The 25,643-nt window shown below is 69.9% G+C and carries 24 protein-coding genes, 1 pseudogene and 1 riboswitch; of the genes and pseudogenes, 14 read left to right on the plus strand and 11 right to left on the minus strand.

Features of this window, described 5'->3' with window-relative positions:
• Positions 1 to 260 precede the first annotated feature (260 nt).
• The 10 genes from rpsB to ACIBJH_RS14980 all read left to right on the plus strand — a co-directional run bounded on the left by rpsB (position 261) and on the right by ACIBJH_RS14980 (position 10,738).
• On the plus strand, positions 261 to 1,202 hold the full coding sequence (rpsB, locus tag ACIBJH_RS14935; protein ID WP_399117239.1) for a 30S ribosomal protein S2: 942 nt from the start codon (positions 261 to 263) through the stop codon (positions 1,200 to 1,202).
• A gap of 195 nt (positions 1,203 to 1,397) precedes the next feature.
• Complete coding sequence (tsf, locus tag ACIBJH_RS14940; RefSeq protein ID WP_399117240.1) at positions 1,398 to 2,234, plus strand: translation elongation factor Ts; 837 nt, start codon at positions 1,398 to 1,400, stop codon at positions 2,232 to 2,234.
• Between the two features lie 204 nt (positions 2,235 to 2,438).
• Positions 2,439 to 3,197 carry a UMP kinase gene (gene pyrH, locus ACIBJH_RS14945; RefSeq protein ID WP_200685070.1) on the plus strand — a complete coding sequence of 253 codons (759 nt, stop codon included), beginning with the start codon at positions 2,439 to 2,441 and terminating at the stop codon, positions 3,195 to 3,197.
• Between the two features lie 130 nt (positions 3,198 to 3,327).
• On the plus strand, positions 3,328 to 3,885 hold the full coding sequence (gene frr, locus ACIBJH_RS14950; protein WP_200716139.1) for a ribosome recycling factor: 558 nt from the start codon (positions 3,328 to 3,330) through the stop codon (positions 3,883 to 3,885).
• On the plus strand, positions 3,885 to 5,090 hold the full coding sequence (locus tag ACIBJH_RS14955; protein ID WP_399117241.1) for a phosphatidate cytidylyltransferase: 1,206 nt from the start codon (positions 3,885 to 3,887) through the stop codon (positions 5,088 to 5,090). The genes frr and ACIBJH_RS14955 overlap by 1 nt, the downstream gene beginning before the upstream one ends.
• 121 nt (positions 5,091 to 5,211) lie before the next feature.
• Positions 5,212 to 5,658 (plus strand): SRPBCC family protein, encoded by a 447-nt coding sequence (locus tag ACIBJH_RS14960; protein ID WP_399117242.1) that lies wholly within the window; start codon positions 5,212 to 5,214, stop codon positions 5,656 to 5,658.
• Between the two features lie 63 nt (positions 5,659 to 5,721).
• Entirely contained in the window at positions 5,722 to 6,828 is a 1,107-nt protein-coding gene (gene rlmN / locus ACIBJH_RS14965) for a 23S rRNA (adenine(2503)-C(2))-methyltransferase RlmN (RefSeq protein ID WP_399117243.1), read from the plus strand.
• Between the two features lie 31 nt (positions 6,829 to 6,859).
• A riboswitch (TPP riboswitch) is annotated at positions 6,860 to 6,966 on the plus strand.
• The gene (locus ACIBJH_RS14970) at positions 6,963 to 8,042 is read left to right on the plus strand and encodes a thiamine ABC transporter substrate binding subunit (protein ID WP_399117244.1); all 1,080 of its coding nucleotides are present in this window, start codon (positions 6,963 to 6,965) and stop codon (positions 8,040 to 8,042) included. It overlaps the preceding riboswitch by 4 nt.
• Before the next feature lie 44 nt (positions 8,043 to 8,086).
• Positions 8,087 to 9,688: an ABC transporter permease gene (locus tag ACIBJH_RS14975; RefSeq protein ID WP_399117245.1), complete on the plus strand. Its 1,602-nt coding sequence runs from the start codon at positions 8,087 to 8,089 to the stop codon at positions 9,686 to 9,688.
• On the plus strand, positions 9,689 to 10,738 hold the full coding sequence (locus tag ACIBJH_RS14980; protein WP_399117246.1) for an ABC transporter ATP-binding protein: 1,050 nt from the start codon (positions 9,689 to 9,691) through the stop codon (positions 10,736 to 10,738).
• 61 nt (positions 10,739 to 10,799) lie between these two features.
• Here the strand turns inward: ACIBJH_RS14980 and ACIBJH_RS14985 are convergent, their stop codons facing one another.
• The 7 genes and pseudogenes from ACIBJH_RS14985 to ACIBJH_RS15015 form a co-directional block, all read right to left on the minus strand.
• On the minus strand, positions 10,800 to 11,486 hold the full coding sequence (locus ACIBJH_RS14985) for an LAETG motif-containing sortase-dependent surface protein (RefSeq protein ID WP_399117247.1): 687 nt from the start codon (positions 11,484 to 11,486) through the stop codon (positions 10,800 to 10,802).
• A 161-nt stretch (positions 11,487 to 11,647) separates the two neighbouring features.
• Positions 11,648 to 12,807, minus strand: a pseudogene (locus ACIBJH_RS14990) (LOG family protein).
• A 25-nt stretch (positions 12,808 to 12,832) separates the two neighbouring features.
• Positions 12,833 to 13,240, minus strand: a complete 408-nt coding sequence (locus ACIBJH_RS14995) for a VOC family protein (protein WP_399117248.1) — start codon at positions 13,238 to 13,240, stop codon at positions 12,833 to 12,835.
• Positions 13,241 to 13,303: 63 nt separating this feature from the next.
• Positions 13,304 to 14,653, minus strand: coding sequence for a hypothetical protein (locus ACIBJH_RS15000; protein ID WP_399117249.1), 1,350 nt, complete (start codon positions 14,651 to 14,653; stop codon positions 13,304 to 13,306).
• A complete protein-coding gene (locus ACIBJH_RS15005) occupies positions 14,635 to 15,375 on the minus strand; it encodes an ABC transporter ATP-binding protein (protein WP_399117250.1) in 741 nt (246 codons plus the stop codon). The genes ACIBJH_RS15000 and ACIBJH_RS15005 overlap by 19 nt, the downstream gene beginning before the upstream one ends.
• A gap of 232 nt (positions 15,376 to 15,607) precedes the next feature.
• Positions 15,608 to 16,987: an aspartate aminotransferase family protein gene (locus tag ACIBJH_RS15010; protein ID WP_200716814.1), complete on the minus strand. Its 1,380-nt coding sequence runs from the start codon at positions 16,985 to 16,987 to the stop codon at positions 15,608 to 15,610.
• On the minus strand, positions 16,972 to 17,487 hold the full coding sequence (locus ACIBJH_RS15015; RefSeq protein WP_026178557.1) for an Lrp/AsnC family transcriptional regulator: 516 nt from the start codon (positions 17,485 to 17,487) through the stop codon (positions 16,972 to 16,974). The genes ACIBJH_RS15010 and ACIBJH_RS15015 overlap by 16 nt, the downstream gene beginning before the upstream one ends.
• A 165-nt stretch (positions 17,488 to 17,652) precedes the next feature.
• On the opposite strand from ACIBJH_RS15015, the gene ACIBJH_RS15020 reads away from it, so the two are divergent.
• The 4 genes from ACIBJH_RS15020 (at position 17,653) to ACIBJH_RS15035 (ending at position 21,388) form a co-directional block, all read left to right on the plus strand.
• On the plus strand, positions 17,653 to 19,092 hold the full coding sequence (locus ACIBJH_RS15020; protein ID WP_399117251.1) for a gamma-aminobutyraldehyde dehydrogenase: 1,440 nt from the start codon (positions 17,653 to 17,655) through the stop codon (positions 19,090 to 19,092).
• A 143-nt stretch (positions 19,093 to 19,235) separates the two neighbouring features.
• Complete coding sequence (locus ACIBJH_RS15025; RefSeq protein ID WP_399117252.1) at positions 19,236 to 19,847, plus strand: sensor histidine kinase; 612 nt, start codon at positions 19,236 to 19,238, stop codon at positions 19,845 to 19,847.
• Between the two features lie 109 nt (positions 19,848 to 19,956).
• A complete protein-coding gene (locus ACIBJH_RS15030) occupies positions 19,957 to 21,150 on the plus strand; it encodes an extracellular solute-binding protein (protein ID WP_399117253.1) in 1,194 nt (397 codons plus the stop codon).
• A 25-nt stretch (positions 21,151 to 21,175) separates the two neighbouring features.
• Entirely contained in the window at positions 21,176 to 21,388 is a 213-nt protein-coding gene (locus tag ACIBJH_RS15035) for a hypothetical protein (RefSeq protein ID WP_399117254.1), read from the plus strand.
• A gap of 26 nt (positions 21,389 to 21,414) precedes the next feature.
• On the opposite strand, the gene ACIBJH_RS15040 is transcribed toward ACIBJH_RS15035, so the two are convergent.
• From ACIBJH_RS15040 to ACIBJH_RS15055, 4 genes are all read right to left on the minus strand, one after another.
• The gene (locus tag ACIBJH_RS15040; RefSeq protein WP_399117255.1) at positions 21,415 to 22,041 is read right to left on the minus strand and encodes a bifunctional 4-hydroxy-2-oxoglutarate aldolase/2-dehydro-3-deoxy-phosphogluconate aldolase; all 627 of its coding nucleotides are present in this window, start codon (positions 22,039 to 22,041) and stop codon (positions 21,415 to 21,417) included.
• Between the two features lie 71 nt (positions 22,042 to 22,112).
• Positions 22,113 to 23,120 (minus strand): sugar kinase, encoded by a 1,008-nt coding sequence (locus ACIBJH_RS15045; RefSeq protein WP_399117256.1) that lies wholly within the window; start codon positions 23,118 to 23,120, stop codon positions 22,113 to 22,115.
• Positions 23,121 to 23,154: 34 nt separating this feature from the next.
• Positions 23,155 to 24,222 carry an L-idonate 5-dehydrogenase gene (locus tag ACIBJH_RS15050; RefSeq protein ID WP_399117257.1) on the minus strand — a complete coding sequence of 356 codons (1,068 nt, stop codon included), beginning with the start codon at positions 24,220 to 24,222 and terminating at the stop codon, positions 23,155 to 23,157.
• On the minus strand, positions 24,219 to 25,616 hold the full coding sequence (locus ACIBJH_RS15055; protein ID WP_399117258.1) for an MFS transporter: 1,398 nt from the start codon (positions 25,614 to 25,616) through the stop codon (positions 24,219 to 24,221). Before ACIBJH_RS15055 ends, ACIBJH_RS15050 begins: the two co-directional genes overlap by 4 nt.
• Positions 25,617 to 25,643: the final 27 nt, after the last annotated feature.

Consider the following 25,643-nt stretch of genomic DNA (forward strand, 5'->3'; position numbering starts at 1 on the left):
CGCGTCGATCATGGCCGGGACCTGTGGACCGCCGGGTGCCTGTGGACAACGGCGTCACCCGGTACCTCGCGGGTCCCGTACACTTCCTTTGGCGATCCGGGTCACCGGGTCGACTTCGCACGCCCCGACATCTGGTCCTCCGTCGAGAGACGAATCCGGTGTCAGCGCTCCTCGGTCCTCTGGGCACGCGCATGTGGGCGTCAGGCGCGAGTGCCGTCCCGGTGCTCGCGGCACAACCGAGAAAACCAAGGAGAACGGCCATGGCCGTCGTCACGATGCGGGAGCTGCTGGAAAGCGGCGTCCACTTCGGTCACCAGACCCGTCGCTGGAACCCGAAGATGAAGCGCTTCATCTTCACCGAGCGCAACGGCATCTACATCATCGACCTGCTCCAGTCGCTGTCGTACATCGACCGCGCCTACGAGTTCGTCAAGGAGACCGTCGCCCACGGCGGCACGGTCATGTTCGTCGGCACGAAGAAGCAGGCGCAGGAGGCCATCGCCGAGCAGGCCACCCGCGTCGGCATGCCCTACGTCAACCAGCGCTGGCTGGGCGGCATGCTCACCAACTTCTCCACCGTCTACAAGCGTCTGCAGCGCCTCAAGGAGCTGGAGCAGATCGACTTCGAGGACGTCGCCGCGTCCGGTCTCACCAAGAAGGAGCTTCTCGTGCTCTCGCGCGAGAAGGCCAAGCTGGAGAAGACCCTCGGTGGTATCCGCGAGATGTCCAAGGTTCCCAGCGCCGTCTGGATCGTGGACACCAAGAAGGAGCACATCGCGGTCGGTGAGGCCCGGAAGCTCAACATTCCGGTCGTCGCCATCCTCGACACGAACTGCGACCCCGACGAGGTCGACTACAAGATCCCGGGCAACGACGACGCGATCCGCTCCGTCACCCTGCTCACCCGCGTGATCGCCGACGCCGTCGCCGAGGGCCTCATCAGCCGCTCCGGTGTCGCCGCCGAGGCCAAGGGTGACAAGGCCGCCGGCGAGCCGCTCGCCGCGTGGGAGCGCGACCTGCTCGAAGGCGAGAAGAAGGCCGACGAGGCCCCCGCCGCCGAGGTCCAGACCTCCGCCGAGACGGAGAAGGTCGCCGACGCCGAGCAGGCCGACGAGGTTCCCGCCCCCGAGGCCGCTGCCGAGGTCGAGGCGCCCGCCGCCGAGGTCGAGGCCGCTCCGGTCGCCGACGCCGAGCAGGCCTGACCCCTCCGGTCAACGGCCTGACCTTCCGGGCCAAGGGCTGAGCCGAAGTGACGGCGGGTGGTGCCGACCGCGCCACCCGCCGTTCACTCACAGCCCCTAGATCTTCGTAGCCCGTAGATCTTTGGCGGAAGCCCGCTCACCACGCGGCCGCCGCCGACTTCGAGACTTCGAACTCCGAGAAGAGATTTTCAGATCATGGCGAACTACACCGCCGCCGACGTCAAGAAGCTCCGTGAGCTCACCGGCGCCGGCATGATGGACTGCAAGAAGGCGCTGGACGAGGCCGACGGCAACGTCGAGAAGGCCGTCGAGGCGCTCCGCATCAAGGGCCAGAAGGGCGTCGCCAAGCGCGAGGGCCGCTCCGCCGAGAACGGCGCCGTGGTCTCCGTCATCGCCGACGACAACACCTCCGGTGTCCTGGTCGAGCTGAAGTGCGAGACAGACTTCGTCGCCAAGGGCGAGAAGTTCCAGGCCGTCGCCAACCAGATCGCGCAGCACGTCGCCGCGACCTCCCCGGCCGACATCGCGGCGCTCCTCGCGTCCGAGATCGAGTCCGGCAAGACGGTTCAGGCGTTCGTCGACGAGGCCAACGCGAACCTGGGCGAGAAGATCGTCCTGGACCGCTTCGCCCAGTACGCCGACGGCTACGTCGCCGCGTACATGCACCGCACGATGCCCGACCTGCCGCCGCAGATCGGTGTCCTCGTCGAGCTGGACAAGCCGAACGCCGAGGTCGCCCGCGGTGTCGCCCAGCACATCGCCGCCTTCGCGCCGAAGTACCTGGCCAAGGACGACGTGCCGGCCGAGGTCGTCGAGTCCGAGCGCCGTATCGCCGAGGAGACCACCCGCGCCGAGGGCAAGCCCGAGGCCGCGATCGCCAAGATCGTCGAGGGTCGCGTCAACGGCTTCTTCAAGGACGCGACGCTGCTCGGTCAGCCATACGCGCTCGACCCCAAGAAGTCCGTCCAGAAGGTTCTGGACGAGGCGGGTGTCACCCTGAAGCGCTTCACGCGCATCAAGGTCGGCATCTGAGTCCGTACCGCGATCGACGCGCGGCGCCCGGCGGAATCCCGCTAGGGTCGTCAGCAGTCGGCCCGGTACGCCGTCGCGCACGCGCGCGTGGCGGACGACAGCAGATCTGACGAGGAGGCCATTGCCGAGCATGGGATGCGACAGACACCCCACCGGCAGTGGCCTTCTTCGTATGTGCGACCACGTAAAAGAGGCGAGAACGTCATGACCACCAAGGCCCAGAAGAGCGACGACGGCAAGGTACGCGGCCGGTTCATGTTGAAGCTGTCCGGGGAAGCCTTCTCCGGCGGCGGGGGCCTGGGCGTCGACCCCGACGTGGTGCACAAGATCGCCCGTGAGATCGCGGCCGTCGTCCGGGACGGCGCGGAGGTCGCCGTCGTCATCGGCGGCGGCAACTTCTTCCGCGGCGCCGAACTCCAGCAGCGCGGCATGGACCGGGCGCGCTCCGACTACATGGGCATGCTCGGCACCGTGATGAACTGCCTCGCCCTCCAGGACTTCCTGGAGAAGGAGGGCATCGACAGCCGCGTCCAGACCGCCATCACCATGGGTCAGGTCGCCGAGCCGTACATCCCGCTGCGCGCCGTGCGCCACCTGGAGAAGGGCCGCGTGGTCATCTTCGGCGCCGGTATGGGCATGCCGTACTTCTCCACCGACACCACCGCCGCCCAGCGCGCCCTGGAGATCAACGCCGAGGCGCTGCTCATGGGCAAGAACGGTGTGGACGGGGTCTACGACTCCGACCCGAAGACGAACTCCGAGGCCGTCAAGTTCGACGCGCTCAGCTACGGCGAGGTCATCACCCAGGACCTCAAGGTCGCGGACATGACCGCCATCACCCTGTGCCGCGACAACAAGCTTCCGATCCTGGTCTTCGAGCTTCTGGCGGAGGGCAATATCGCCCGCGCCGTCAAGGGTGAGAAGATCGGCACGCTTGTGGGTGACCAAGGCAGCCAGGGCTGATGACCCTGACCGGGGGATGGACAATGTCCTGCCGGTCGGGAACCGTGCAGGAAGAAGACGCGACGCAGCCGGCCGCCGACGCCGACACAGCACAGCAGCCGGGCCTACTCAAGACACGCAGGAGCAAGTGGTGATCGAAGAGACCCTCCTCGAAGCCGAGGAGAAGATGGAGAAGGCCGTCGTGGTCGCCAAGGAGGACTTCGCCGCGATCCGCACCGGCCGTGCGCACCCGGCGATGTTCAACAAGATCGTGGCCGACTATTACGGCGCACTGACACCGATCAACCAGCTGGCTTCGTTCTCCGTGCCGGAGCCGCGCATGGCCGTGGTGACCCCGTTCGACAAGAGCGCGCTGCGCAACATCGAGCAGGCGATCCGCGACTCGGACCTCGGCGTCAACCCGAGCAACGACGGCAACATCATCCGTGTGACGTTCCCGGAGCTGACCGGGGAGCGCCGCAAGGAGTACATCAAGGTCGCCAAGACCAAGGCCGAGGACTCCAAGATCTCGATCCGTTCCATCCGCCGCAAGGCCAAGGAAGCGATCGACAAGGCGATCAAGGACGGCGACATCGGCGAGGACGAGGGCCGCCGCGCCGAGAAGGAGCTCGACGACACCACGGCGAAGTACGTCGCCCAGGTGGACGAACTCCTCAAGCACAAGGAAGCGGAGCTGCTAGAGGTCTGATGAACGACTCTTCCTGGGGGGCACCGCCACAAGCCGGGTACTGGGGGCCGTCCGACCAGGGGCCTGTCCAGGGGGCTGCCCCGGCGGGTCCCACGTACGATGCGCCTGAGGCGCAGCAGACTCGCCCCATGCCCATCGTGCCCGACGAGCCCGCATACGGCGGACACCAGGATGACGACCGGGGGGCCGCTCGGCTGAGCGGCCCCTTGTTCCGCGACGAGACGTTCCGCGACGAGACGCAGCAACCGCCGTACGACGTACGGCAGTCGCCGTCGTACGACCCGCGGACGGAGCCCTTTGACACGCCGCAGGCGCAGCCCTACGGGGCGGTGCCGCAGAATCCGGAGCCCATGCCCGACGTCCCGCCACCGGCGCCCGCCCCGCAGAAGAAGAGCGCGGGCCGGGACCTCGGTGCGGCCATAGGGGTCGGGGTCGGACTCGGCGCGGTGATCATCGCGTCCCTGTTCGTCGTCAAGGCCGTGTTCGTCGGCGTGATAGCGGTCGCCGTCGTGGTGGGCCTGTGGGAGCTGACCTCACGGTTGCAGGAGCGCAAGGGCATCAAGGCGCCCCTCGTGCCCCTCGCGGTCGGCGGTGCGGCGATGGTCGTCGCCGGTTACGTCCGGGGTCCCGAGGGCGCCTGGGTCGCCATGGCGCTCACCGCGCTGGCCGTCCTGGTCTGGCGGATGACGGAACCGCCGGAGGGCTACCTCAAGGACGTCACGGCGGGCGTCTTCGCGGCGTTCTACGTGCCGTTCCTGGCCACATTCGTCGCCCTGATGCTCACCGCGGACGACGGCGCCTGGCGGGTCATGACGTTCCTGCTGCTGACGGTCGTCAGCGACACGGGCGCCTACGCCGTCGGCTGGCGCTTCGGCACGCACAAGCTCGCCCCGCGCATCAGCCCCGGAAAGACCCGCGAGGGCCTCTTCGGAGCGGTGTCCTTCGCGATGGTGGCGGGCGCGCTGTGCATGCAGTTCCTGATCGACGACGGCAGCTGGTGGCAGGGGCTGCTGCTGGGCCTCGCGGTCGCGGCCAGCGCCACGCTGGGCGACCTCGGCGAGTCCATGATCAAGCGGGACCTCGGCATCAAGGACATGGGCACCCTGCTGCCGGGCCACGGCGGCATCATGGACCGCCTGGACTCCTTGCTGCCGACGGCGCCGGTGGTGTGGCTGCTGTTCGTGCTGTTCGTGGGTTCGGCCTGAGGTCGTCCGGTCCTACGGCATTCCGGGCGCCCCCGACCTGTACAGGACGGGGGCGCCCGGTCGTACGATTTCGGTGTAAGCCCTCACAAAAGGGGGACCGCCCTGAACGAAGGAGGGCGTCATGTCCGCCTTCCATGAAGAGTTCGACGTGGACTGCCGTCCCGAGGACGCCTGGGAGTACGTCATCGACCCCTCCCACCTCCGCGAGTGGCAGGAGAGCGCGGTGTCCGCGCAGCAGCTCGACGACCGACCTTTCGGCCTCGGTTCCCGGGTCCGCGTCACCCGGCACGTGGGTCGCCGCGACATGGCGATGACCATGGAGTGCACCGAGTTCCAGCCGCCGCACTCCTGGACCGTGCGCGGGATCGACGGCCCCATCAGGGGCACCTTCCGCGGCGAGATCTCACCCGTCGACGACGGCCGCCGTACCCGGGTGACGATGGACCTCGACTTCGAGGGACACGGCATCGGCAAGGTCCTGCTGCCCCTCGTCGTCCGCCCCCAGGTCCGACGCGAGATGCCCCACAACGAGAAGCTCCTGAAGGAGCACCTGGAGCACATCGGCTGAGACCGGGTGAAGCGGATCACCGTAAACGGATCACGTCAAACGATCTGCGACACTGGTACAGCCATGCCTAAGCCCGGAGAACTCACATTCGTCGCCCCCCGCGGAGCCCAGAAGCCGCCGCGGCACCTTGCCGATCTCACGCCCGCCGAGCGCAAGGAAGCCGTCGCCGCGATCGGGGAGAAGCCCTTTCGCGCCAAGCAGCTCTCGCAGCACTACTTCGCACGCCTCGCGCACGACCCGGCGGAGTGGACCGACATCCCCGCCGGTTCGCGCGCCAAGCTGCAGGAAGCGCTGCTCCCTGAGCTGATGACGGTCGTACGGCATCTGTCGACCGACCAGGAGACCACCCGCAAGACGCTGTGGCGGCTGTTCGACGGGACGCTCGTCGAGTCCGTGCTGATGCGGTACCCGGACCGGGTCACCATGTGCATCAGCTCGCAGGCGGGGTGTGGCATGAACTGCCCGTTCTGCGCCACCGGACAGGCCGGCCTCGATCGCAATCTGTCGACCGGTGAGATCGTGCACCAGATCGTGGACGGGATGCGCGCGCTGCGCGACGGCGAGATTCCCGGCGGTCCCGCCCGCCTCTCCAACATCGTCTTCATGGGCATGGGCGAGCCCCTCGCCAACTACAGGAGGGTCGTCCAGTCCATCCGCGCCCTCACCGACCCCGAGCCGGACGGCCTCGGGCTCTCGCAGCGCGGGATCACCGTCTCGACGGTCGGACTCGTCCCGGCGATCCACCGCTTCGCGGACGAGGGCTTCAAGTGCCGGCTCGCGATCTCGCTGCACGCGCCCGACGACGAGCTGCGCGACACCCTGGTCCCCGTGAACACCCGGTGGAAGGTGCGCGAGGTCCTCGACGCCGGCTGGGAGTACGCGGCGAAGTCGGGACGCCGGCTGTCCATCGAGTACGCGCTGATCCGTGACATCAACGACCAGGCGTGGCGCGGCGATCGGCTCGGCCGCCTCCTCAAGGGCAAGCCCGTGCACGTCAACCTGATCCCGCTCAACCCGACGCCGGGCTCGAAGTGGACGGCCTCCCGCCCCGAGGACGAGAAGGCGTTCGTCGAGGCCATCGCGGCCCATGGGGTGCCGGTCACCGTCCGGGACACCCGTGGCCAGGAGATCGACGGAGCGTGCGGTCAGCTGGCGGCCACCGAGAGGTAACCTTCACCCGTACCACCTGTACGTACACCTTCATATCCGACAGGGGAGCGCGCAGCGCTGAGAGTGCGGCAATCGGGCCGCAGACCCTCTGAACCTCGCCCAGGTCATTCTGGGTAGGAAGTTCGGTCATCACCGTGAACACCAAGAAGTACTGTGCTGTCCTCGTGGGCCTCGGCCTGGTCACGCTCTCCGCGTGCGGGTCGGGGTCGGACGGGAGCGGCGGCTCCGGATCCGACAAGACCGTCACCCTCGTCAGCCACGACTCGTGGGCCGTCTCGAAGAGCGTGCTGAAAGACTTCGAGAGCCAGTCCGGGTACACCGTCAAGGTCCTCAAGGACGGCGACGCCGGGCAGGCCGTCAACAAGGCGATCCTGACCAAGGACAACCCCCAGGGCGACGTCTTCTTCGGAGTCGACAACACCCTGCTCTCCCGCGCTCTCGACAACGGCCTCTTCCAGTCCTACGACGCGAAGGGCTCCGCCACCGTCAAGCCCGCGTACCGCGTCGACGAGACCAAGCACCGGGTCACGCCCATCGACACCGGCGACATCTGCGTCAACTACGACAAGGCGTACTTCACCAAGCACAGGCTGACCCCGCCGGCCACCTTCGCGGACCTGGTCAAGCCCGAGTACAAGAACCTCCTCGTCACCGAGAACGCGGCCACCTCCTCACCCGGCCTCGGCTTCCTGCTCGGCAGCGCCGCGCAGTACGGGGATGGAGGTTGGCAGGGCTACTGGAAGCAGCTCAAGGCCAACGGCGTGAAGGTCGTCGACGGCTGGGAGCAGGCCTACGACCAGGAGTTCTCCGGTTCCGCCGGTGGCAAGAAGGCGGGCGGCGACCGGCCCCTCGTCGTCTCGTACGCCTCCTCGCCGCCCGCCGAGGTCATATACGGCGACCCGAAGCCGACCACCGCGCCGACCGGGGTGTCGTACGGCACCTGCTTCCGGCAGACCGAGTACGCGGGACTGCTCAGCAACGCCAAGAACACCAAGGGCGGCAAGGCCTTCATCGACTTCCTGCTGACCAAGGAGTTCCAGCAGGACATGCCGCTCAACATGTTCGTCTACCCGGTGGTCGAGGGGGCGACCGTGCCGGCCGAGTTCACGAAGTACGGTCCGCAGGCCGAGGACCCCGAGACCATGGCCCCCGCGAAGATCGCCGCCGACCGGGACCAGTGGGTCAAGTCGTGGACCTCGCTCGTACTGAAGTAGCCCCCCGCAGGACCCGGAAGGGGAACGTGACGCGGCTCGGCCTCATGGCTCTGCCCGTCGCGTTCTTCGCGGTGTTCTTCGCCTACCCCGTCGTCGCGATCGTCGGGCGGGGCCTCAAGGTGGACGGCGCCTGGCAGTTGGGCCGGATCGGGGACGTGCTGGCCCAGTCCGACATGCGGCACGTCCTGTGGTTCACCACCTGGCAGGCGCTCGCCTCCACCGCGCTCACGCTGCTGATCGCGCTCCCCGGCGCGTATGTCTTCGCGCGCTTCGACTTCCCCGGCAGACATGTGCTGCGGGCCGTCGTGACGGTCCCCTTCGTGCTGCCCACGGTCGTCGTCGGTACGGCCTTCCTCGCGCTCGTCGGCCGGGGCGGACTCCTCGACGACCTGTGGGGCGTACGGCTGGACACCACCGTGTGGGCCATCCTGCTCGCGCACGTCTTCTTCAACTACGCGGTCGTCGTACGGACGGTGGGCGGCCTGTGGGCCCAGCTCGACCCGCGTCAGGAGGAGGCCGCGCGGATGCTCGGCGCCTCCCGGCTGCGAGCCTGGCGGAAGGTGACGCTGCCCGCGCTCGCGCCCGCCGTGGCCGCCGCCGCGCTGATGGTCTTCCTCTTCACCTTCACGTCCTTCGGCGTGGTGCAGATCCTCGGCGGCCCGGCCTTCTCGACCCTCGAAGTGGAGATCTACCGCCAGACCTCCGAGATCTTCGACCTCTCCACGGCGGCCGTGCTGACGATCGTCCAGTTCGTCGCGGTGGGCACGATCCTCGCCGTCCACGCCTGGACCGTACGACGACGGGAGACGGCCCTACGGCTGGTCGACCCCTCGGTGACCGCCCGCCGCCCGCGCGGAGCCGGGCAGTGGTCCCTGCTCGCCGGAGTGCTCGTCTCCGTCCTGCTGCTGCTCGTCCTGCCGCTCGCCGTGCTGGTCCAACGGTCGCTGGACTCACCGGACTTCGGCTACTACCGGGCGCTGACCCACGACGACGGCGGCACCTTCCTGGTCCCGCCGATCGCCGCGATCGGCAACTCGCTGGAGTACGCCGTCGCCGCCACCGCCATTGCCGTGGTGATCGGCGGGCTCGCCGCCGCGGCGCTGACCCGGCGCGACGCGGGCAGGTTGGTGCGAGGCTTCGACGCGCTGCTGATGCTGCCGCTCGGGGTGTCGGCGGTGACGGTCGGCTTCGGGTTTCTGATCTCGCTCGACAAACCCCCGCTGGATCTGCGGAGTTCATGGATCCTGGTGCCGCTCGCGCAGGCGTTGGTCGGCGTCCCCTTCGTCGTACGGACCATGCTGCCCGTGCTGCGGGCGGTGGACGGGCGGCTGCGGGAGGCGGCGGCCGTGCTCGGGGCCTCGCCCTGGCGGGTGTGGCGGGAGGTCGATCTGCCGCTGGTGCGGCGGGCGTTGCTGATCGCCGCCGGGTTCGCGTTCGCGGTGTCGCTGGGGGAGTTCGGGGCGACGGTGTTCATCGCGCGGCCCGACAACCCGACGCTGCCGGTCGCGGTGGCGCGGCTGCTGTCCCGGCCCGGTGATCTCAACTACGGCCAGGCGATGGCCCTTTCGACGATTCTGATGGTGGTGTGCGCGGCGGCCCTGCTGGTCCTTGAGCGGCTGCGCACCGACCGGACCGGGGAGTTCTAGATGCCGCCGAAGACTTCGCCGAACATGCTGCTCAGTCTTGCGGGCGCGACCGTACGGTTCGGCGGGCGCCCGGTGCTGGACGCCGTCGATCTCGGGGTCGCCGAGCACGAGATCGTGTGTGTGCTCGGGCCCAGCGGCAGCGGCAAGTCGACGCTGCTGCGAGTGGTGGCCGGGCTGCAACCCCTGGACTCCGGGCGGGTGTTGCTCGACGGACGTGACCAGGCCGGGGTGCCCGCGCACAAGCGGGGGGTGGGTCTGATGTTCCAGGACCATCAGCTGTTCCCGCAGCGGGACGTGGCCGGCAACGTGGCCTTCGGACTGCGGATGCACGGGACGTCGAAGGGACAACAGGACGCCCGGGTCGGCGAGTTGCTCGACCTCGTCGGACTCCCGGGTGCGGCCCACCGTGCCGTCGCGGGGCTGTCCGGCGGTGAGCAGCAACGCGTGGCGCTGGCCCGCGCCCTCGCGCCCCGCCCTCGGCTCCTCATGCTCGACGAACCGCTCGGCCAGCTCGACCGGTCACTGCGGGAGCGGCTGGTCGTCGAACTCCGGGAACTGTTCGGGGCGTTGGGCACGACCGTGCTCGCGGTCACGCACGACCAGGGCGAGGCGTTCGCGCTGGCCGACCGGGTCGTGGTGATGCGGGACGGGCGGATCGCCCAGTCCGGTACGCCACTTGAGGTCTGGCAGCGCCCCGCCGACGAGTTCGTGGCCCGCTTCCTCGGCTTCGACAACGTGGTGGGGGCCACGGTCGCCGGAGAGGCCGCCGACACCCCCTGGGGCAAGGTGCCGGTCCCCGAGAACGCTCCCCAGGGCGCCCGCACGCTCCTCGTACGCCCCGCGGGCGTACGCCTGTTGCCCGTCGAGGAGGGCCTGCGCTGCACGGTCGCCGCCCGCACCTTCCGGGGCACCCATGTCGCCGTACAACTGCAGCCGGAGGGCGCGCCGCGGCTTGAGGCGGCGTGTGCGCTGCGGGAGGCGCCGGAGGTCGGGGACACGGTCGGGGTGGAGTTCGACGCGGCCGAGGTCGTCGTGCTCGACGGCGTCTAGCGGACATGCGTGTGGCCCGTCCCCACGAACCGGACGGGCCACAACAGCAACAGCGGGTGGATCAGCGGCCGTTGGTCGCACCGCGACGGCGCATGCCGTAGTAGACGGCTCCGCCGCCCGCGACGACGAACGCGCCCGCGATACCGGCGATCATGCCGGTGTTGGAGTTGGCACCGGTCTCGGCGAGGTTCGAGCTACCGGCCGCCGGGGACGGCGCGTTGTCCGTCGTCGTGGCGGGGGCGGTGCTGCTGCTCTCCGAGGCCGACGGGGTCGGGGTGTCGGACTCGGCCGGGGTCGAGGCGGTCTCCGAGGGGGTCGGAGAAGCCTCGGTCGGAGTCGGGCTGGGCGACTCCTCGGTGTCGCAGGCCTTGGACGGGGTGGTCAGGAGTTCCTTGAGGTCCTCGTCGACCTGGTTGCCGGCCTTGACGTGCACGCGGTACTTGGCGTCCGGCTGCCAGTCCTCGGCGAAGGTGACGGTGACGCCTTCGGCCGAGCCCTTGACCTCGGTCGGCTTGCCGACCTGCTTCGCGTCGGCACCGTTGCTCTCAAGGAACACGGTGATGACAGCCGGGGTGCCGGAGGCGTCCTTGTCGGTGACGTGGATGACACCGTTGGTGCCGTCACAGACTGCCTCGGCGGAGAACTCACTGATGTTGCAGGCGAGCGCGTTGCCCGCGAATCCGAGCGCGAGCGCGGCCGAGGCGGACGCGACACCGAGGATGCGTACGGAACGTCGAGATATGGACACGTTTGCCCTTCACGGGATGTGCAACTGCGGGGGGTTTAGGGGGAGATGAGGCAGCGTTCGAGGTGAGGCACCACCACCCCCAGGAGTCTCACTGGTCTATAAGTGCTGCGTAAGCAGTGTCAATGCATATGCGGTGTGCGGCAGTTGGCTTTACCTGCACTTTAATGAGCGAGACGTTTCAGCGCCTCCGGAGCCTCCTCGATACGGTCAACGAGGGCGATACGGCTCTCCATCGACCGTTCCCGGGCAAGTGCGCACAGCAGCGGCCACGTCGGCAGCCGCTCCGTCCAGTGCTCCCGGTCCACCAGAACCATCGGCGTGGGCTCGCCCCGCGACTCGTAGTAGTTCGGCGTCGCGTTGTCGAAGATCTCCTGTACGGTCCCGGCCGCGCCCGGCAGGAACACCACACCCGCGTTCGAGCGGGCCAACAGGCCGTCCTCGCGGGTGGCGTTGGCGAAGTACTTGGCGATGTGCGAGGCGAAGGCGTTCGGCGGCTCATGGCCGTAGAACCAGGTCGGGATGCCGAATCGAGTGGTTGCCCTTGGGCCAGCGGGTGCGGACCTCGAAGGCACTCCGCGCCCAGTCGGTGATCGAGGGGCTGAACGACGGGGAGGCGGCGAGGAGTTCGCAGGCCTTCTCCAGCATCGCGTCCTCGTACGGCGCCGCGTACGCGCCCAGGTTGGCCGCCTCCATCGCGCCGGGCCCGCCGCCGGTGGCCACCGTGAATCCGGCGCGGCTCAGCTCCCGGCCCAGGCGCGCGGCACCGCCGTAGGCCTCCGTCCCGCGCGCCATCGCGTGGCCGCCCTCCCCCACTCTCGGCTTCGCTCGACCGGGAGGTGCCCCCATCGCCCACCACCCGTGCCCCGCGCAGGAGTTCGTCGAGGGCGTCGGAGATCGAGTCGTCGTGGACGGCGCGCAGCATCGAGGCGTATATGTCGCCGTCCGCCTTGGTCCGCTGGAACCAGGCGTACGCGAGCGCGTCCGGAGTCCGCTCGTACCCCTTGTCGAGCGAGGTGAACAGCTCGGCCGGCGTGTAGAGACGGCCGCGGTAGGGGTCGAAGGGGAGATGCGGGACCGGCGGGAAGACCAGGGCGCCGTCGGCGCGGAGCTTCGCGGTGGCCTCTTCGCGCATCGGGCAGCCGAGGAAGACGGCGCCCGTGGTGCTGGTGGTGAGCAACTCCTTTGTACGGTCCGTCAGATCGACGGCCTGGACGCGGTACCCGGCGAGGGTGCCGCGGGCCGAGACGGTCGCGTCGAAGTCCTCGACCGTCTCGATCTCGCGTTCGTCGTGAGGGGCCGCATGGGCCGGGCTCGTCTGCACGCGCCCATGCTAGGCATCCCGACGGTCAGCCCTGGACGGCCGCCGGGTCCATCCACATGACCTCCCAGGTGTGGCCGTCGGGGTCGTCGAAGGAACGGCCGTACATGAAGCCCTGGTCGATGGCGTCACCGCTGCCCGTGCCGCCGGACGCGATGGCCTTGTCGACCAGCTCGTCGACCTTCTCGCGGCTCTCGGCGCTCAGACACAGCAGCACCTCGCTGGTCTTCGTCGAGTCGGCGATCTCCTTCTTGGTGAAGTCGCTGTACCGCTCCTTGCCGAGCAGCATCGCGACGATCGTGTCGCTGATCACGACACAGGCGCACTCGTCGGTGCTGAACTGGGGGTTGATCGAGTAGCCAAGCTCCGTGAAGAACTTCCTCGACGCGTCGACGTCGTTCACGGCCAGGTTCACGAAGATCATCTGCTGGTACATGCGAGGTCTCTCCCATCGGGCGTGCGTGCTGTTCGGTGGGTAGACCGGCCGTCCGTACGAAACTCATCGGCCGGCCAGCGGCAGTGCCGCCAGCTCGGCCACGAACAGGGTCAGCGGGAGGAACAGGGCCAGCAGGGCGCCCGCACGCAGGGCCGCCGCGCTGCGCAGCATCGCCGCGGGGGCGCCGAGGCGGAGCAGCGCGGCCGTGGTGTCGGCGCGGGCGTGCTTGGCCTCCAGCGCGGCGGTGAGCAGGGTCGCCACCGTGCAGCCGGTGACCAGGAGCAGGCCGAGGGTGGTCAGCGGGCCGAAGGCCGGGGCGTCCGCGTCGTAGAGCGCCGTCATCGCGAAGCCGCCGGACGCCACCGCGCACACCACGCCCAGCGGGCGCCCGATCCGGGTCGCCTCCTCCATCAGCACCCGCCCGGCCAGCAGCCGCAGCGCGCCGGGGCCGACGGACTGGAGCAGCCGGCCGCAGAGATGGGTGAGTCCGGGTCCTGCCAGCGCGAGTCCGATCGCGGTCAGCACCCAGCCGGCCAGGACACTCACGGGGCCGTCGGCGAGACCGCCGGGCAGCGACAGCCCGCCGCCGTCCTTGGCCCGGCTCGCGTACGCCTCCACGGCGAGCCCGGCGGCCAGTACGGCGATGCCCCAGGGGAGACCTCGGGGGGCTTCCCGCGGAGCCGGGGGGCGCGAGGGGTCGGAAGGAGGTGCGGCTTCGCTCGGGGCCTCCAACTGCTCGGCCTGCGCGGGCTGTTCGGGCTCCTGCTCGCCGCCGCGCGCCCCCGCGCGCAGGTGCGCGCCGAAACGGCCGTACGCCCCGAAGGTCTCGCGGGAACCCGGGCGGCCCTGCGCGCCGAAGCGGCCGTACGACCTCGCCGGGCCCTTCTCCGAGGCGGGGCGGAGGTCCCGTGGGCGCAGGGCGAGGGCCACCGCGACGGAGGCGGTCACCGGTACGAGGGCGAGGAGGGTCAGTGCGGCGGGCAGGGGGAGGGGCTGGTCCGAGGCCAGGAACTCCGCCGCCGCCCCGTCGAAGGGCATGCCCGTGAGGTCGCCGCGCAGGTGGAGGAAGAAGAGGAGCGCCAGCATGGAGCCGAGGGTGCAGGCCAGCGCGGTCGTGGTCGCCGAGATGGCCATCAGGCGGGCGGGGCCGAGGCCGATCGCGGAGAGGCCGGGGCGGGGTTTCGTCGCCGGGTCGGTGCGGGCGACGGCCATCGCGAAGTACACGGTGGTGGCCAACGGGGTCGCGCACCAGCCGAGGCGGAGGGCCGCGGCGGCGGGGGAGTCGGGGTGGCCCATCGCGTAGCCGAGGGTGCAGAGCAGGAGGAAGCCCGTGCCCGCCGAGGCCACCGCGACCAGCAGGCGGCGCAGTTGGACGGCGGGCTGCGAGCCGCGGGTCAGACGGAGAGCGAGCACGCGGCCCGGCCTTCCGCCTCGGTGACCGGGGGGAGGTGGACGGTGTTCACGCGACGCCCGTCGAGGAGCGACACCGTGCGGTCCGCGAGGGCCGCCGTCTCCGCATCGTGGGTCGCGAGGACGACTGTGATGCCGTGCGAGCGGGCCGCGGTGGTGAGCGTGCGCAGGACCTGGGCGCGGTCCGCGCTGTGCAGCGGGGCCGTCGGCTCGTCGGCGAACAGGACCGTCGGCGCCGGGGCCAGCGCGCGGGCGATGGAGACGCGCTGGCGCTCGGCCTGGCGCAGTTCGTGCGGGCGTTTGCGGGCGTGGTCGCCGATGTCGAGACGGTCCAGCCACTCCAGGGCGGCGGTCTTGGCCCGGCGGCGGCTGGTGCCGCGCAGCATCAGGGGGAGGGCCGCGTTCTCCCAGACGTTCAGCTCCGGGACGAGCACGGGCGCCGGGTCGATCCAGCCGAAGCGGTCGCGGCGCAGCCGTTCGCGGGTCATCGGGCCCATGGTGTGCACGGGCACGCTGTTGAACCAGACCTCGCCGCGGTTCGGACGCTCAAGCCCGGAGAGGCAGCGCAGCAGGGTCGTCTTGCCGCTGCCGCGCGGGCCGCAGACGGCGAGGATCTCGCCCTCCCGGACGCCGAGCGAGACGCCGCCGAGCGCGGGCGTTCCGTCGTGGTGCTGGAAGTGCAGGGCACGTGCCCAGAGCACGTCGTTGTCCGGCGGGGCCACCATGCGCGTACACCTCGTTCAGATCCGTTTTCCCGTATCGCATCCCCCGTCCGGGGGAACGAAGAGGGGGCCGATCGGTCACTGGCACGCTAAGGAGGGGTCGGCGGGAGCCCGGACAGCACACGGCCCCGGGCCGCCGTTTCTCACTCGAACGGCGGCGCCGGGGCCGGTGTTGATCATCCAGAAGGAAGATCCGAACCTCGGAACGATCGAAACCTCGGAACGATCGGAACGATCAGAGCTTCGTCCAGGCCTCCGTCAGCACCTGGCGGACGATGCCCTCGATCTCGTCGAAGGTCGACTGGTCGGAGATCAGCGGCGGCGACAGCTGGATGACCGGGTCACCGCGGTCGTCGGCGCGGCAGTAGAGGCCGTACTCGAAGAGCTTCTTGGAGACGAAGCCGTAGAGCACGCGCTCCGACTCCTCGTCCGTGAAGGTCTCCTTGGTGGCCTTGTCCTTCACCAGCTCGATGCCGTAGAAGAAGCCGTTGCCGCGGACGTCGCCGACGATCGGGAGGTCGTGCAGCTTCTGGAGGGTCCCCAGGAAGTTGGCCTCGTTGTCGAGGACGTGCTGGTTGAGGCCCTCGCGCTCGAAGATGTCGAGGTTGGCGAGGCCGACCGCGGCGGAGACCGGGTGGCCGCCGAAGGTGTAGCCGTGCAGGAAGGTGTTGTCGCCCTTGTAGAACGGCTCGGCCAGGCGGTCGGAGATGATGCAGGCGCCGATCGGGGAGTAGCCCGAGGTCATGCCCTTGGCGCAGGTGATCATGTCCGGGACGTAGTCGAACTTGTCGCAGGCGAACATCGTGCCGAGGCGGCCGAAGGCGCAGATGACCTCGTCGGACACGAGCAGCACGTCGTACTGGTCGCAGATCTCGCGGACCCGCTGGAAGTAGCCGGGCGGGGGCGGGAAGCAGCCGCCGGCGTTCTGCACGGGCTCCAGGAAGACCGCGGCGACCGTCTCCGGGCCCTCGAACAGGATCTGCTGCTCGATCTGGTCGGCGGCCCAGCGGCCGAAGGCCTCCGGGTCGTCGCCGAAGAGCGGGGCGCGGTAGATGTTGGTGTTCGGGACCTTGTGCGCGCCGGGCACGAGGGGCTCGAACGGGGCCTTCAGGGCCGGGAGTCCGGTGATGGACAGGGCGCCCTGCGGGGTGCCGTGGTAGGCGACCGCGCGCGAGATGACCTTGTACTTGGTGTGCTTGCCCTGGAGCTTGAAGTACTGCTTGGCGAGCTTCCAGGCGGTCTCGACCGCCTCGCCGCCGCCGGTGGTGAAGAAGACCTTGTTCAGGTCGCCGGGCGCGTAGTGGGCGAGACGCTCAGCGAGTTCTACGGCCTTCGGGTGGGCGTACGACCAGATGGGGAAGAACGCCAGCTCCTGCGCCTGCTTGGCGGCGGTCTCGGCCAGCTCGGCGCGGCCGTGACCGGCCTGGACCACGAACAGACCCGCGAGACCGTCGAGGTAGCGCTTGCCCTTGTCGTCGTAGATGTAGGTGCCCTCACCACGGACGATCGTGGGAACGGGCGCGTTCTCGTACGAGGACATGCGGGTGAAGTGCATCCACAAGTGGTCGTACGCGGTGCGGCTGAGGTCCTTGCTCACGGTTATCGGGTTCCCCACATGTAGGTCTGCTTCTTGAGCTTCAGATAAACGAAGCTCTCGGTGGAGCGCACGCCGGGCAGTGCCCGGATGCGTTTGTTGATGACGTCCAGCAGGTGGTCGTCGTCCTCGCAGACGATCTCGGCGAGGAGGTCGTACGAGCCCGCGGTCATCACCACGTACTCCACTTCCGGCATGGCCGTCAGCGCGTCCGCCACGTTCTCGACATCGCCCTCGACGTTGACACCGACCATCGCCTGTCTGCGGAAGCCCACGGTGAGCGGGTCCGTGACGGCGACGATCTGCATGACGCCCTGGTCGAGCAGCTTCTGGACGCGCTGGCGCACGGCAGCCTCGGAGAGGCCGACGGCCTTGCCGATGGCGGCGTACGGCCGGCGGCCGTCCTCCTGGAGCTGTTCGATGATGGCGAGGGAGACGGAATCCAGATGCGGAGTCCCGTTCCTGGACTCGCGGGAGTCCCTGTGTTCTGCGCTGCGACTGGCCACGGCTTCACTGTGCACGACGTCTCGACCGTTCCGCAAGGCCGCTTCGATGAAATTCGTTGTTTACAAGGTCGAGACTTGCGGATTTCGTAGTCTTGGCGCGACCGGGGGTGTTGAAAACGTGGGCCGGGCGATTAGGGTGGGTGTCTCAGTGATTGGACACCTGAACTTGGAGGGCCGGCAGTGAGCACCGAGCTGCGTCGTCTGCGCAATTACATCGACGGTGAGTTCCGGGACGCCGCCGACGGACGGACCACCGAGGTGGTCAACCCGGCGACCGGCGAGGCGTACGCCACCGCCCCGCTGTCCGGGCCGGCGGACGTGGACGCCGCGATGGCGGCCGCCGCGGCGGCCTTCCCGGCCTGGCGGGACGAGACTCCCGCGGCGCGCCAGCGGGCCCTGCTGAAGATCGCGGACGCGTTCGAGGAGCGGGCCGAGGAACTGATCGCGGCCGAGGTGGAGAACACCGGCAAGCCGATCGGGCTGACCCGCTCCGAGGAAATCCCGCCGATGGTCGACCAGATCCGCTTCTTCGCGGGCGCCGCCCGGATGCTCGAAGGCCGCTCGGCCGGCGAGTACATGGAGGGTATGACCTCCATCATCCGGCGCGAGCCGATCGGCGTCTGCGCGCAGGTCGCCCCGTGGAACTACCCGATGATGATGGCGGTGTGGAAGTTCGCCCCGGCGCTGGCCGCCGGTAACACCGTGGTGTTGAAGCCCTCGGACACCACCCCCGCCTCCACCGTCCTGATCGCCGAGATCATCGGCTCGATCCTCCCCAAGGGCGTCTTCAACGTCGTCACCGGCGACCGCGACACCGGCCGCCTGATGGTCGAGCACCACACCCCGGCGATGGCCTCCATCACCGGCTCCGTGCGCGCCGGCATGTCGGTCGCCGAGTCCGCGTCCAAGGACCTCAAGCGGGTCCACCTGGAGCTGGGCGGCAAGGCTCCCGTCGTGGTCTTCGAGGACACCGACATCGCCAAGGCCGTCGAGGACATCTCGGTCGCGGGCTTCTTCAACGCCGGGCAGGACTGTACGGCGGCGACGCGCGTCCTCGTCCAGGAGGGCATCCACGACGAGTTCGTGGCCGCGCTCGCGAAGGCGGCGGCCGAGACGAAGACCGGCCAGCCGGACGACGAGGACGTGCTCTACGGCCCGCTGAACAACCCCAACCAGCTCAAGCAGGTCTCGGGCTTCATCGAGCGGCTGCCCGCGCACGCGAAGGTGGAGGCGGGCGGTCAACGGGTCGGTGACGTCGGTTACTTCTACGCCCCGACCGTCGTCTCCGGCCTCAAGCAGGACGACGAGATCATCCAGAACGAGGTCTTCGGACCGGTCATCACCGTCCAGTCGTTCACGGACGAGGCCCAGGCGATCGAGTGGGCCAACGGCGTCGACTACGCGCTCGCGTCGTCCGTGTGGACGAAGGACCACGCCCGTGCGATGCGCCTGTCGAAGGCGCTCGACTTCGGCTGCGTGTGGATCAACACCCACATCCCGCTGGTCGCGGAGATGCCGCACGGCGGCTTCAAGAAGTCCGGCTACGGCAAGGACCTTTCGGCCTACGGCTTCGAGGACTACACCCGGATCAAGCACGTGATGACGTCGCTGGGCGAGTAGCGGTCACTGGTACAAGTGCGCGGCCCCGGACGGGAGTTGATCTGTCCGGGGCCACGCTGTTTCCCCCTCCGGATGGTCAGGAGTTCTCGAAGACGCGGGTGAGGGAGGGCAGTTCGGAGGTGACCTTGCCGGGATCGCCCGGCTTGCGTGCCCCGCCGTGTCCTTGGCGGCGTGGAAGCCGGGGAAGACGGTCCGGCCGTGCCCACGCAGGCAGCGGGCGAAGTGACACCTTCGACGCCGTACTGGCAAGGCTGGAGGGCGCGTTCGAGGCGCAGAAGCAGTTCGTCGCCAACGCCTCGCACGAACTGCGCACCCCGCTCACGCTCCAGCAGGCGATCGTGGACGTCACGCTCGCCGACCCGGACGCCTCGGCGCAGGTGCTGCGGGCCGCGCTGGGCCGGGTGCGGGCGCCCGGGCAGGAGCAGGAGCGGCTGATCGACGCGCTGTTGACCCTCGCACGCAGTCAACGGGGGCTTGGGGCAGGGGAGTTCGTGGATCTCGCGGCGGTCGCGGGGGAGCGGTTGAAGGGCGTGGAGCTGTCCGTGCGGCACAACCTCCCGGTGGGGGAGGGGAGTTGGGATGGCAGACGGGACGGCGGACGGGTGCGGGTGCGGACCCGTCCGCAGGGTGGCCTCGTGGTGGAGGTGCCCCTGCCGCCGTACGCCCCGCTGCACGCCCCGCCGTACGCCCCGGCCGAGCACCGGAGCCCGGCCTCCGCGGCGGCCGGGATCTCGCACCCCGCGCCTCTCGTGTGAACTGGCGGTTACTTCACAGACAACCGATCGACAAGGTGTCGGGTCCGCGGGTGGCCGCTGGACGCAGCGTCCATTGATCGGACACGGGTCGGCGGGTCATGCTGCGCGGGTGCCCAAGACTCCGAAGTCGTACCCGCCGCCCTCCCGCCGCTCCCTGCTGCGCGCGCTCGGCGGTACCGCCGCGCTCGGTGCCCTCGCCGGGTGCGGTGTGCCCGCCGCCTATGTGAAGGCGGGAGACCGGGCCGGTACCGATCTGTCCGCCAAGGACAAGCGGCTGACCTGGGCGAACTGGCCGCTGTACATCGACACCGATGACGACGACGCCACCAAGCGGCCCACCCTCGACGCCTTCGAGAAGCGCACCGGGATCTCCGTCGACTACATCGAGGAGATCAACGACAACGACGAGTTCTTCGGCAAGATCAGCCCGGCCCTCATGAACCACCAGCAGACCGGCCGCGACCTGATCGTCATGAGCGACTGGATGTGCGCGCGCTTCGTCCGCCTCGGCTGGGTCCAGCGGATGGACCGGGCCGCGCAGCCCAACGTGGCGAAGTACCTCGACCCGCAGCTGAGTTCGCCCGCCTTCGACCCGGGCCGCCGCTATTCGGTGCCGTGGCAGTCGGGCATCACCGGCATCGCGTACAACCACCGCAAGCTCGGCCGCGAGATCCGGCATGTCTCCGACCTGTGGGCGAGCGACCTCAAGGGCCGGGTCACCCTGCTCTCCGGTCTCGACGAGGCGTTCGCGCTGCTGATGCAGGGCAACGGCGTCGACATCACCAAGTGGACCGCCGCGGACTTCCACAAGGTGTGCGACCAGGTCCAGACCCAGATCAGCAGGAAGCAGATACGCCGCTTCACCGGCAACGACTACACCAAGGACCTGGTCAGCGGCGATGTCCTGGCCTGTCAGGCGTACTCCGGCGACGTCATCCAGCTCCAGGCCGACAACCCGGACATCCGCTTCGTCGTTCCCGAGGAGGGCGCCGAACTCTGGGCGGACTCCCTGATGATCCCCGACCTGGCCCGCCACAAGACCAACGCCGAAAAACTCATCGACTACTACTACGACCCCGAGGTCGCCGCCGAACTCGCCGCCTGGGTCAACTACGTCTGCCCCGTCCCCGCCGCCCAGGACGTCCTCGCGTCCTCCAAGGACAAGGACACCGCGGCCCTCGCCGAAAACCCCCTGATCTTCCCGGACGCGACGATGCGCAAGCACCTCGCCATCGCCCGCGACATCACGTCGACGGAACGGGTGGAGTTCGCGAAGGAGTGGAACAAGATCGTGGGGCTGTAGGAGCACGTCCGGGGAGTTGGAACTGATGGAAAAGGCTGCCTGCGCCCACTGCGGCCAGGACCGGGTGCGCTGCTACGAGCGCAAGGACACGGGCAGGAGGTTCTTCCTGTGCCCGGAATGCGAGTCCGTCTGGGAGTTGGAGGACGATCTCCACGAGGACACGGACCTGTACCTCAGCGAGTACCTGCTGACCGGGGATCCCGCGAAGGACTGGGCGATCATCACTCCGTGCGCCTGAGCGAGCAGTGACGCCGGCGGCATTCGTCACCTCACCAGCGACTCCGTGAACGCGCGTGCCCTGCGGGTGATCTCCGCCCAGTCCCCGGCCGCCACGACCCCCGGCGGTACCACCTCCGAACCGGCGCAGACCGCGCGTGCGCCGGCCGTGAGGAAGCCGGCCGCGTTCTCGGCGTTGACGCCGCCCGAAGCCACCAGCGGTACGTCGGGGAACGGGCCCGCCAGGTCGCGGAAGTGCCTCGGGCCGAACGCGCGCGCCGGGAAGATCTTCACCGCGTCCGCGCCGAGGTCCAGGGCCTGGCCGACCTCCGTGGGGGTCAGGGCGCCCATGACGACCGGCACGCCGGCCGCGGTCGCCGCCCGCGCGACGCCTGGGCGGCAGCCGGGGGTGACCAGGTATTCGGCGCCCGCGTCGATCAGTTCCTCGGCCTGCTCGGCGGTCATCACCGTGCCCGCGCCGACACCACCGAGGCCGTCGGCGACGGCGCGGCGCAGGTGTGCGGCGAGTGAGGGGGTGGTGCGGGTGAACTCGATCCAGTGGATGCCGCCTGCGCGGAGGGCTGTGCAGAGGGCTGAGGCGTCCGGGATTTCTGGTGCGCGGACCACGGCGATCACGCGGTCCTTGGTCAGCTGCGTGAGGAAGTCTGTGGACATGGGTTCGGGGGTCCTTTGGTCGTTGGTCGGGTGCGGCTCAGTGGGGGCTTGTCGCGCAGTTCCCCGCGCCCCTAAGGGAGTTGGTGCTCGCGTTGGTTGACCCATGCCGCTTCGTCCAGGCCGAGCTGACGATCGGTTTCCGTGCGCGTAGGCATCACGGGCACGTCCCCCCTCGTCCGTAGCGCCGCCGACGCCGCCACGTGGCCGAGGCGGAGCCGGGAGCGTTCGTCGCGGTGTTCCAGTAGCGCGGCCAAGTAGCCGGCGGCGAACGCGTCGCCCGCGCCGACCGGCTCTACCACCTCGGTGGGCAGCGCGGGGACGAACGTACGGGTGCCGTCGGCGTACGAAGTCGCGCCGTGTTCGGCGTCCTTGACGACGATCAGCGGGGCGGGGGCGAGGAGTTCGGCCACGTCGTCGGGGCGGGCGGTGCCCCACAGGGCTTCGGCCTCGTCGCGGCCGACGAACACGAGGTCGGCGGCGCGGGCGAGGGTCAGCAGGGTCTTCGCCGCGTCCGGGGAGCCGTGACGCCACAGCGCGGGGCGGTGGTTGACGTCGAAGGAGATGAGCGGGGCGTTCTCGTCACGGCCGAGGGCGCGGTCGACGAGGATCGCCTCCAGGAGCGCGGCGCAGTCGTCGGAGAGTGCCGCGGCGACGCCCGAGAGATGGACGACGCGGGCCCGGCGCAGCGCGGGTGTCCGGGTCAGCAGGTCCGGGCCCATCGCGGACGCGGCCGATCCGCCGCGGTAGTAGTGGGTACGGGTGCCGGTCGGGGCCGGGTCCTTGAAGTAGACCCCCGTCGGGCGGGCCGGGTCGGTCTCGACCCCGCTCACGTCCACGCCGCGCGCGGTGAGTTCGGCCAGGACGCGGTGCGCGAAGGGATCGTCGCCCAGGCGACTGAGCCAAGCGGCGCGGTGGCCGAGGCCGGCCAGACCGCAGGCGACGTTCGACTCCGCACCGCCTACGGCCATGGTGACCGAGGGCTGTTCGGCGAGCGGGCGGCCGTCCGGCGGGGCGAGCACGACCATCGTCTCGCCGACGCACACGACGTCGGCCGGACCGGGTGGGAGCGGCAGGGGCACGGGAATCTCCTGTGATCTTCCGGGGGTACGAGGTTCAGGTGGACGGGGCGGCCAGCCGCAGCATCACCTTGCTGCTCCCGCTGCCCGGATCCGCCGCGACGGCCAGCGCCTCCTCGGCCCGTTCCAGCGGGAAGCGGTGACTGATCACCGGTGTCACGTCGAGTCCGTCCCGCAGCGCGCGCAGCGCTTCGTCGATCTCCTCGACGAAGCGGTAGGAGCCGATCCAGGTGATCTCGCGGGTCACCAGGTCGCCGAGGGCGGCGGAGACCGCCGTACCGGGGAGGTTTCCGACCTGGACGAGGGTGCCGCCGCGCGCGGTGGAGCGGAGGACCGGGCCGACGGCGGAGGGGGCGCCGGACGCCTCGAAGACCACCTCCACGTCCTCGGGGAGGGACTCGCCGCGTGAGATGTCCCGGGTCTCGTCGGCGCCCATCGCGCGGGCCACGGCCAGGGAGGCGGCGGACAGGTCGGCCGCTACGACGGTGCCGGCTCCGGCGTGCCGTGCGGCGGCGACCACCAACGAGCCGATCGGACCTGCCCCGTTGACCAGAACCGTCCGGCCGCGCAGTGCGGGGACGCGGCCCACGGCGTGCAGGGCGACGGCCAACGGCTCGGCCAGGGCGCCCTGTTGGGTGTCGACGCCGTCCGGCAGGGGGCGGATCTGGGCGGCGGGGACCGTACGGTATTCGCTGAACCCGCCGTCGGTGTGCGGGTCGAAGGCGGCCGAGCCGAAGTAGCGGATGTGCGGGTAGAGGTTGGTGCGGCCGGCGATCCGGTCGGGGAGGACGCCGTCACCCACCAACTGGGCCGGGTGGACGGTGACTTGCTGTCCCTCGTCCAGGCCGGTGACCCCGGCGCCGAGTGCCGCGATCCGGCCCGCGACCTCGTGGCCGAGGACCAGCGGGTGGGCGAGCGAGGCGGTGCCGGACGCGCCGTTCTTCCAGTAGGCGATGTCGGATCCGCAGATCCCGCCCCACTCCAGGGCCAGAAGTACCTCTCCGGCGGCGGCAGTTGGCCGCGCCCGCTCGTCGATGCGGACGTCGCCGGGCCCGTGCACCACGACCGCCCGCATCCGGCCTGTGTCGGTACGGCAGTCGCTCATACGGCGTCCTCCAGCCGGACCAGGTCGCGGCCGCGGGTCTCGGGCGCGAGGTACGCGCTGACGAAGGTGATGAGGGAGTAGACGACGAGCATCACCGCGATGGGCCACCAGCTGCCGGTGACGGCGGTGAGGGAGGCCGCGAGGACCGGGCCGATCGCGGTGGTGAGGATGCCGCCTATCTCCTTGGCGAGGGCGAGCTGGGTGAACCGGGTGCGGGAGCCGAAGAGTTCGGCCATCGTCACGCTCTCCAGGGAGAAGAGGCCGAGGACACCGACGTTGAGGCCGAGCACCATGCCGAGCAGCACCGCCGCGGGGGAGCCGGACGCGATGAGGAACATCACCGGGAAGGCGAGGACGACGGTCAGGAGGGAGAGCGCCATGTAGACGGGGCGGCGTCCGTAGCGGTCGCCGACCAGGCCCACGGCCGGCACGGTGGCGAAGCCGAGGAGGGAGCCGTAGACGATCGCGTCGGTGGGGACGGAGCGGCCGACGGCTAGGTTGGTGGCGATGTAGCCGACCAGGAAGGTCTGGATCAGCCCGGAGTTGCCCGCCTGGCCGAGGCGCAGGCCGAGGGCGAGGAAGAACGCCCTGCCCTTGCGCTGCCGGATGCCCGCCGCGAGGACGCCGCCCTCGGTCTCGGGGGCCTCGGCGACGGTGGCCTCGATCTCGCTGCGGGCCATCGCCACCCCCTCGACGACGTCGGGGCGCTTCTCGAAGACCGGGCTCTCCCTGAGGCCGCGCCGCAGCCAGACCGCGAAGAGCATCAGCGCGAAGCTCAGCAGGAACGGCAACCGCCAGCCCCAGGACAGGAGTTGGTCCTCGCTGAGCACGCCGATGAGGATGGCCCACAGCCCGGAGGCGGCCAGCGTCCCGGAGTTGGTGCCGAGCGAGACCAGCGAGGCGATCAGGCCGCGTCGGCGCACGGGGGCGTACTCGGCGAGCAGCACGGTCGCCCCGGCGATCTCGGCCCCGGCGCCGAACCCCTGCACCAGCCGCAGCAGGACGAGCAGGCTCGGCGCGAGGATGCCGATCGTGGCGTAGGTGGGCAGGGCGCCGATGAGGGTGGTGGACGCGCCCATCAGCAGGATGGTGATGACGAGGACCTTCTTGCGGCCGATCCGGTCGCCCATCCGGCCGAAGTAGACGGCGCCGGCGAGCCGGGCGACGTAGCCGACGCCGTAGGTCGCCATCGCGGCGATGAGGCCGATGGCGGGGCTGACGTCCGGGAAGAAGATCTTGTTGAAGACGATCGCGGCGGCCAGCGAGTACAGCTGGAAGTCCATGAACTCCATGGCCGTGCCGAGCCAGCCGGAGACGGCCGCCTTGGTGAGGTCGCGGGTCGTGCGCCGGGCGGAGTGAGCGGTCTCCGGGATGGTGGGGCTGTTCTGCATCATGAACTCCGTTGTTCGTGTGCCGAGTTG

The sequence above is a fragment of the Streptomyces sp. NPDC050548 genome (assembly GCF_044457385.1).
Classification (GTDB): Bacteria; Actinomycetota; Actinomycetes; order Streptomycetales; family Streptomycetaceae; genus Streptomyces.

Excerpts from the sequence above, each read along its gene's own strand:
- rpsB (WP_399117239.1), top strand. The coding sequence starts at position 261 with ATGGCCGTCGTCACGATGCGGGAGCTGCTGGAAAGCGGCGTCCACTTC.
- tsf (WP_399117240.1), top strand. The coding sequence starts at position 1,398 with ATGGCGAACTACACCGCCGCCGACGTCAAGAAGCTCCGTGAGCTCACC.
- pyrH (WP_200685070.1), top strand. The coding sequence starts at position 2,439 with ATGACCACCAAGGCCCAGAAGAGCGACGACGGCAAGGTACGCGGCCGG.
- ACIBJH_RS14955 (WP_399117241.1), top strand. The coding sequence starts at position 3,885 with ATGAACGACTCTTCCTGGGGGGCACCGCCACAAGCCGGGTACTGGGGG.
- ACIBJH_RS14960 (WP_399117242.1), top strand. The coding sequence starts at position 5,212 with ATGTCCGCCTTCCATGAAGAGTTCGACGTGGACTGCCGTCCCGAGGAC.
- rlmN (WP_399117243.1), top strand. The coding sequence starts at position 5,722 with ATGCCTAAGCCCGGAGAACTCACATTCGTCGCCCCCCGCGGAGCCCAG.
- ACIBJH_RS14975 (WP_399117245.1), top strand. The coding sequence starts at position 8,087 with ATGGCTCTGCCCGTCGCGTTCTTCGCGGTGTTCTTCGCCTACCCCGTC.
- ACIBJH_RS14980 (WP_399117246.1), top strand. The coding sequence starts at position 9,689 with ATGCCGCCGAAGACTTCGCCGAACATGCTGCTCAGTCTTGCGGGCGCG.
- ACIBJH_RS14995 (WP_399117248.1), bottom strand. The coding sequence starts at position 13,240 with ATGTACCAGCAGATGATCTTCGTGAACCTGGCCGTGAACGACGTCGAC.
- ACIBJH_RS15005 (WP_399117250.1), bottom strand. The coding sequence starts at position 15,375 with ATGGTGGCCCCGCCGGACAACGACGTGCTCTGGGCACGTGCCCTGCAC.
- ACIBJH_RS15035 (WP_399117254.1), top strand. The coding sequence starts at position 21,176 with ATGGAAAAGGCTGCCTGCGCCCACTGCGGCCAGGACCGGGTGCGCTGC.
- ACIBJH_RS15040 (WP_399117255.1), bottom strand. The coding sequence starts at position 22,041 with ATGTCCACAGACTTCCTCACGCAGCTGACCAAGGACCGCGTGATCGCC.
- ACIBJH_RS15050 (WP_399117257.1), bottom strand. The coding sequence starts at position 24,222 with ATGAGCGACTGCCGTACCGACACAGGCCGGATGCGGGCGGTCGTGGTG.
- ACIBJH_RS15055 (WP_399117258.1), bottom strand. The coding sequence starts at position 25,616 with ATGATGCAGAACAGCCCCACCATCCCGGAGACCGCTCACTCCGCCCGG.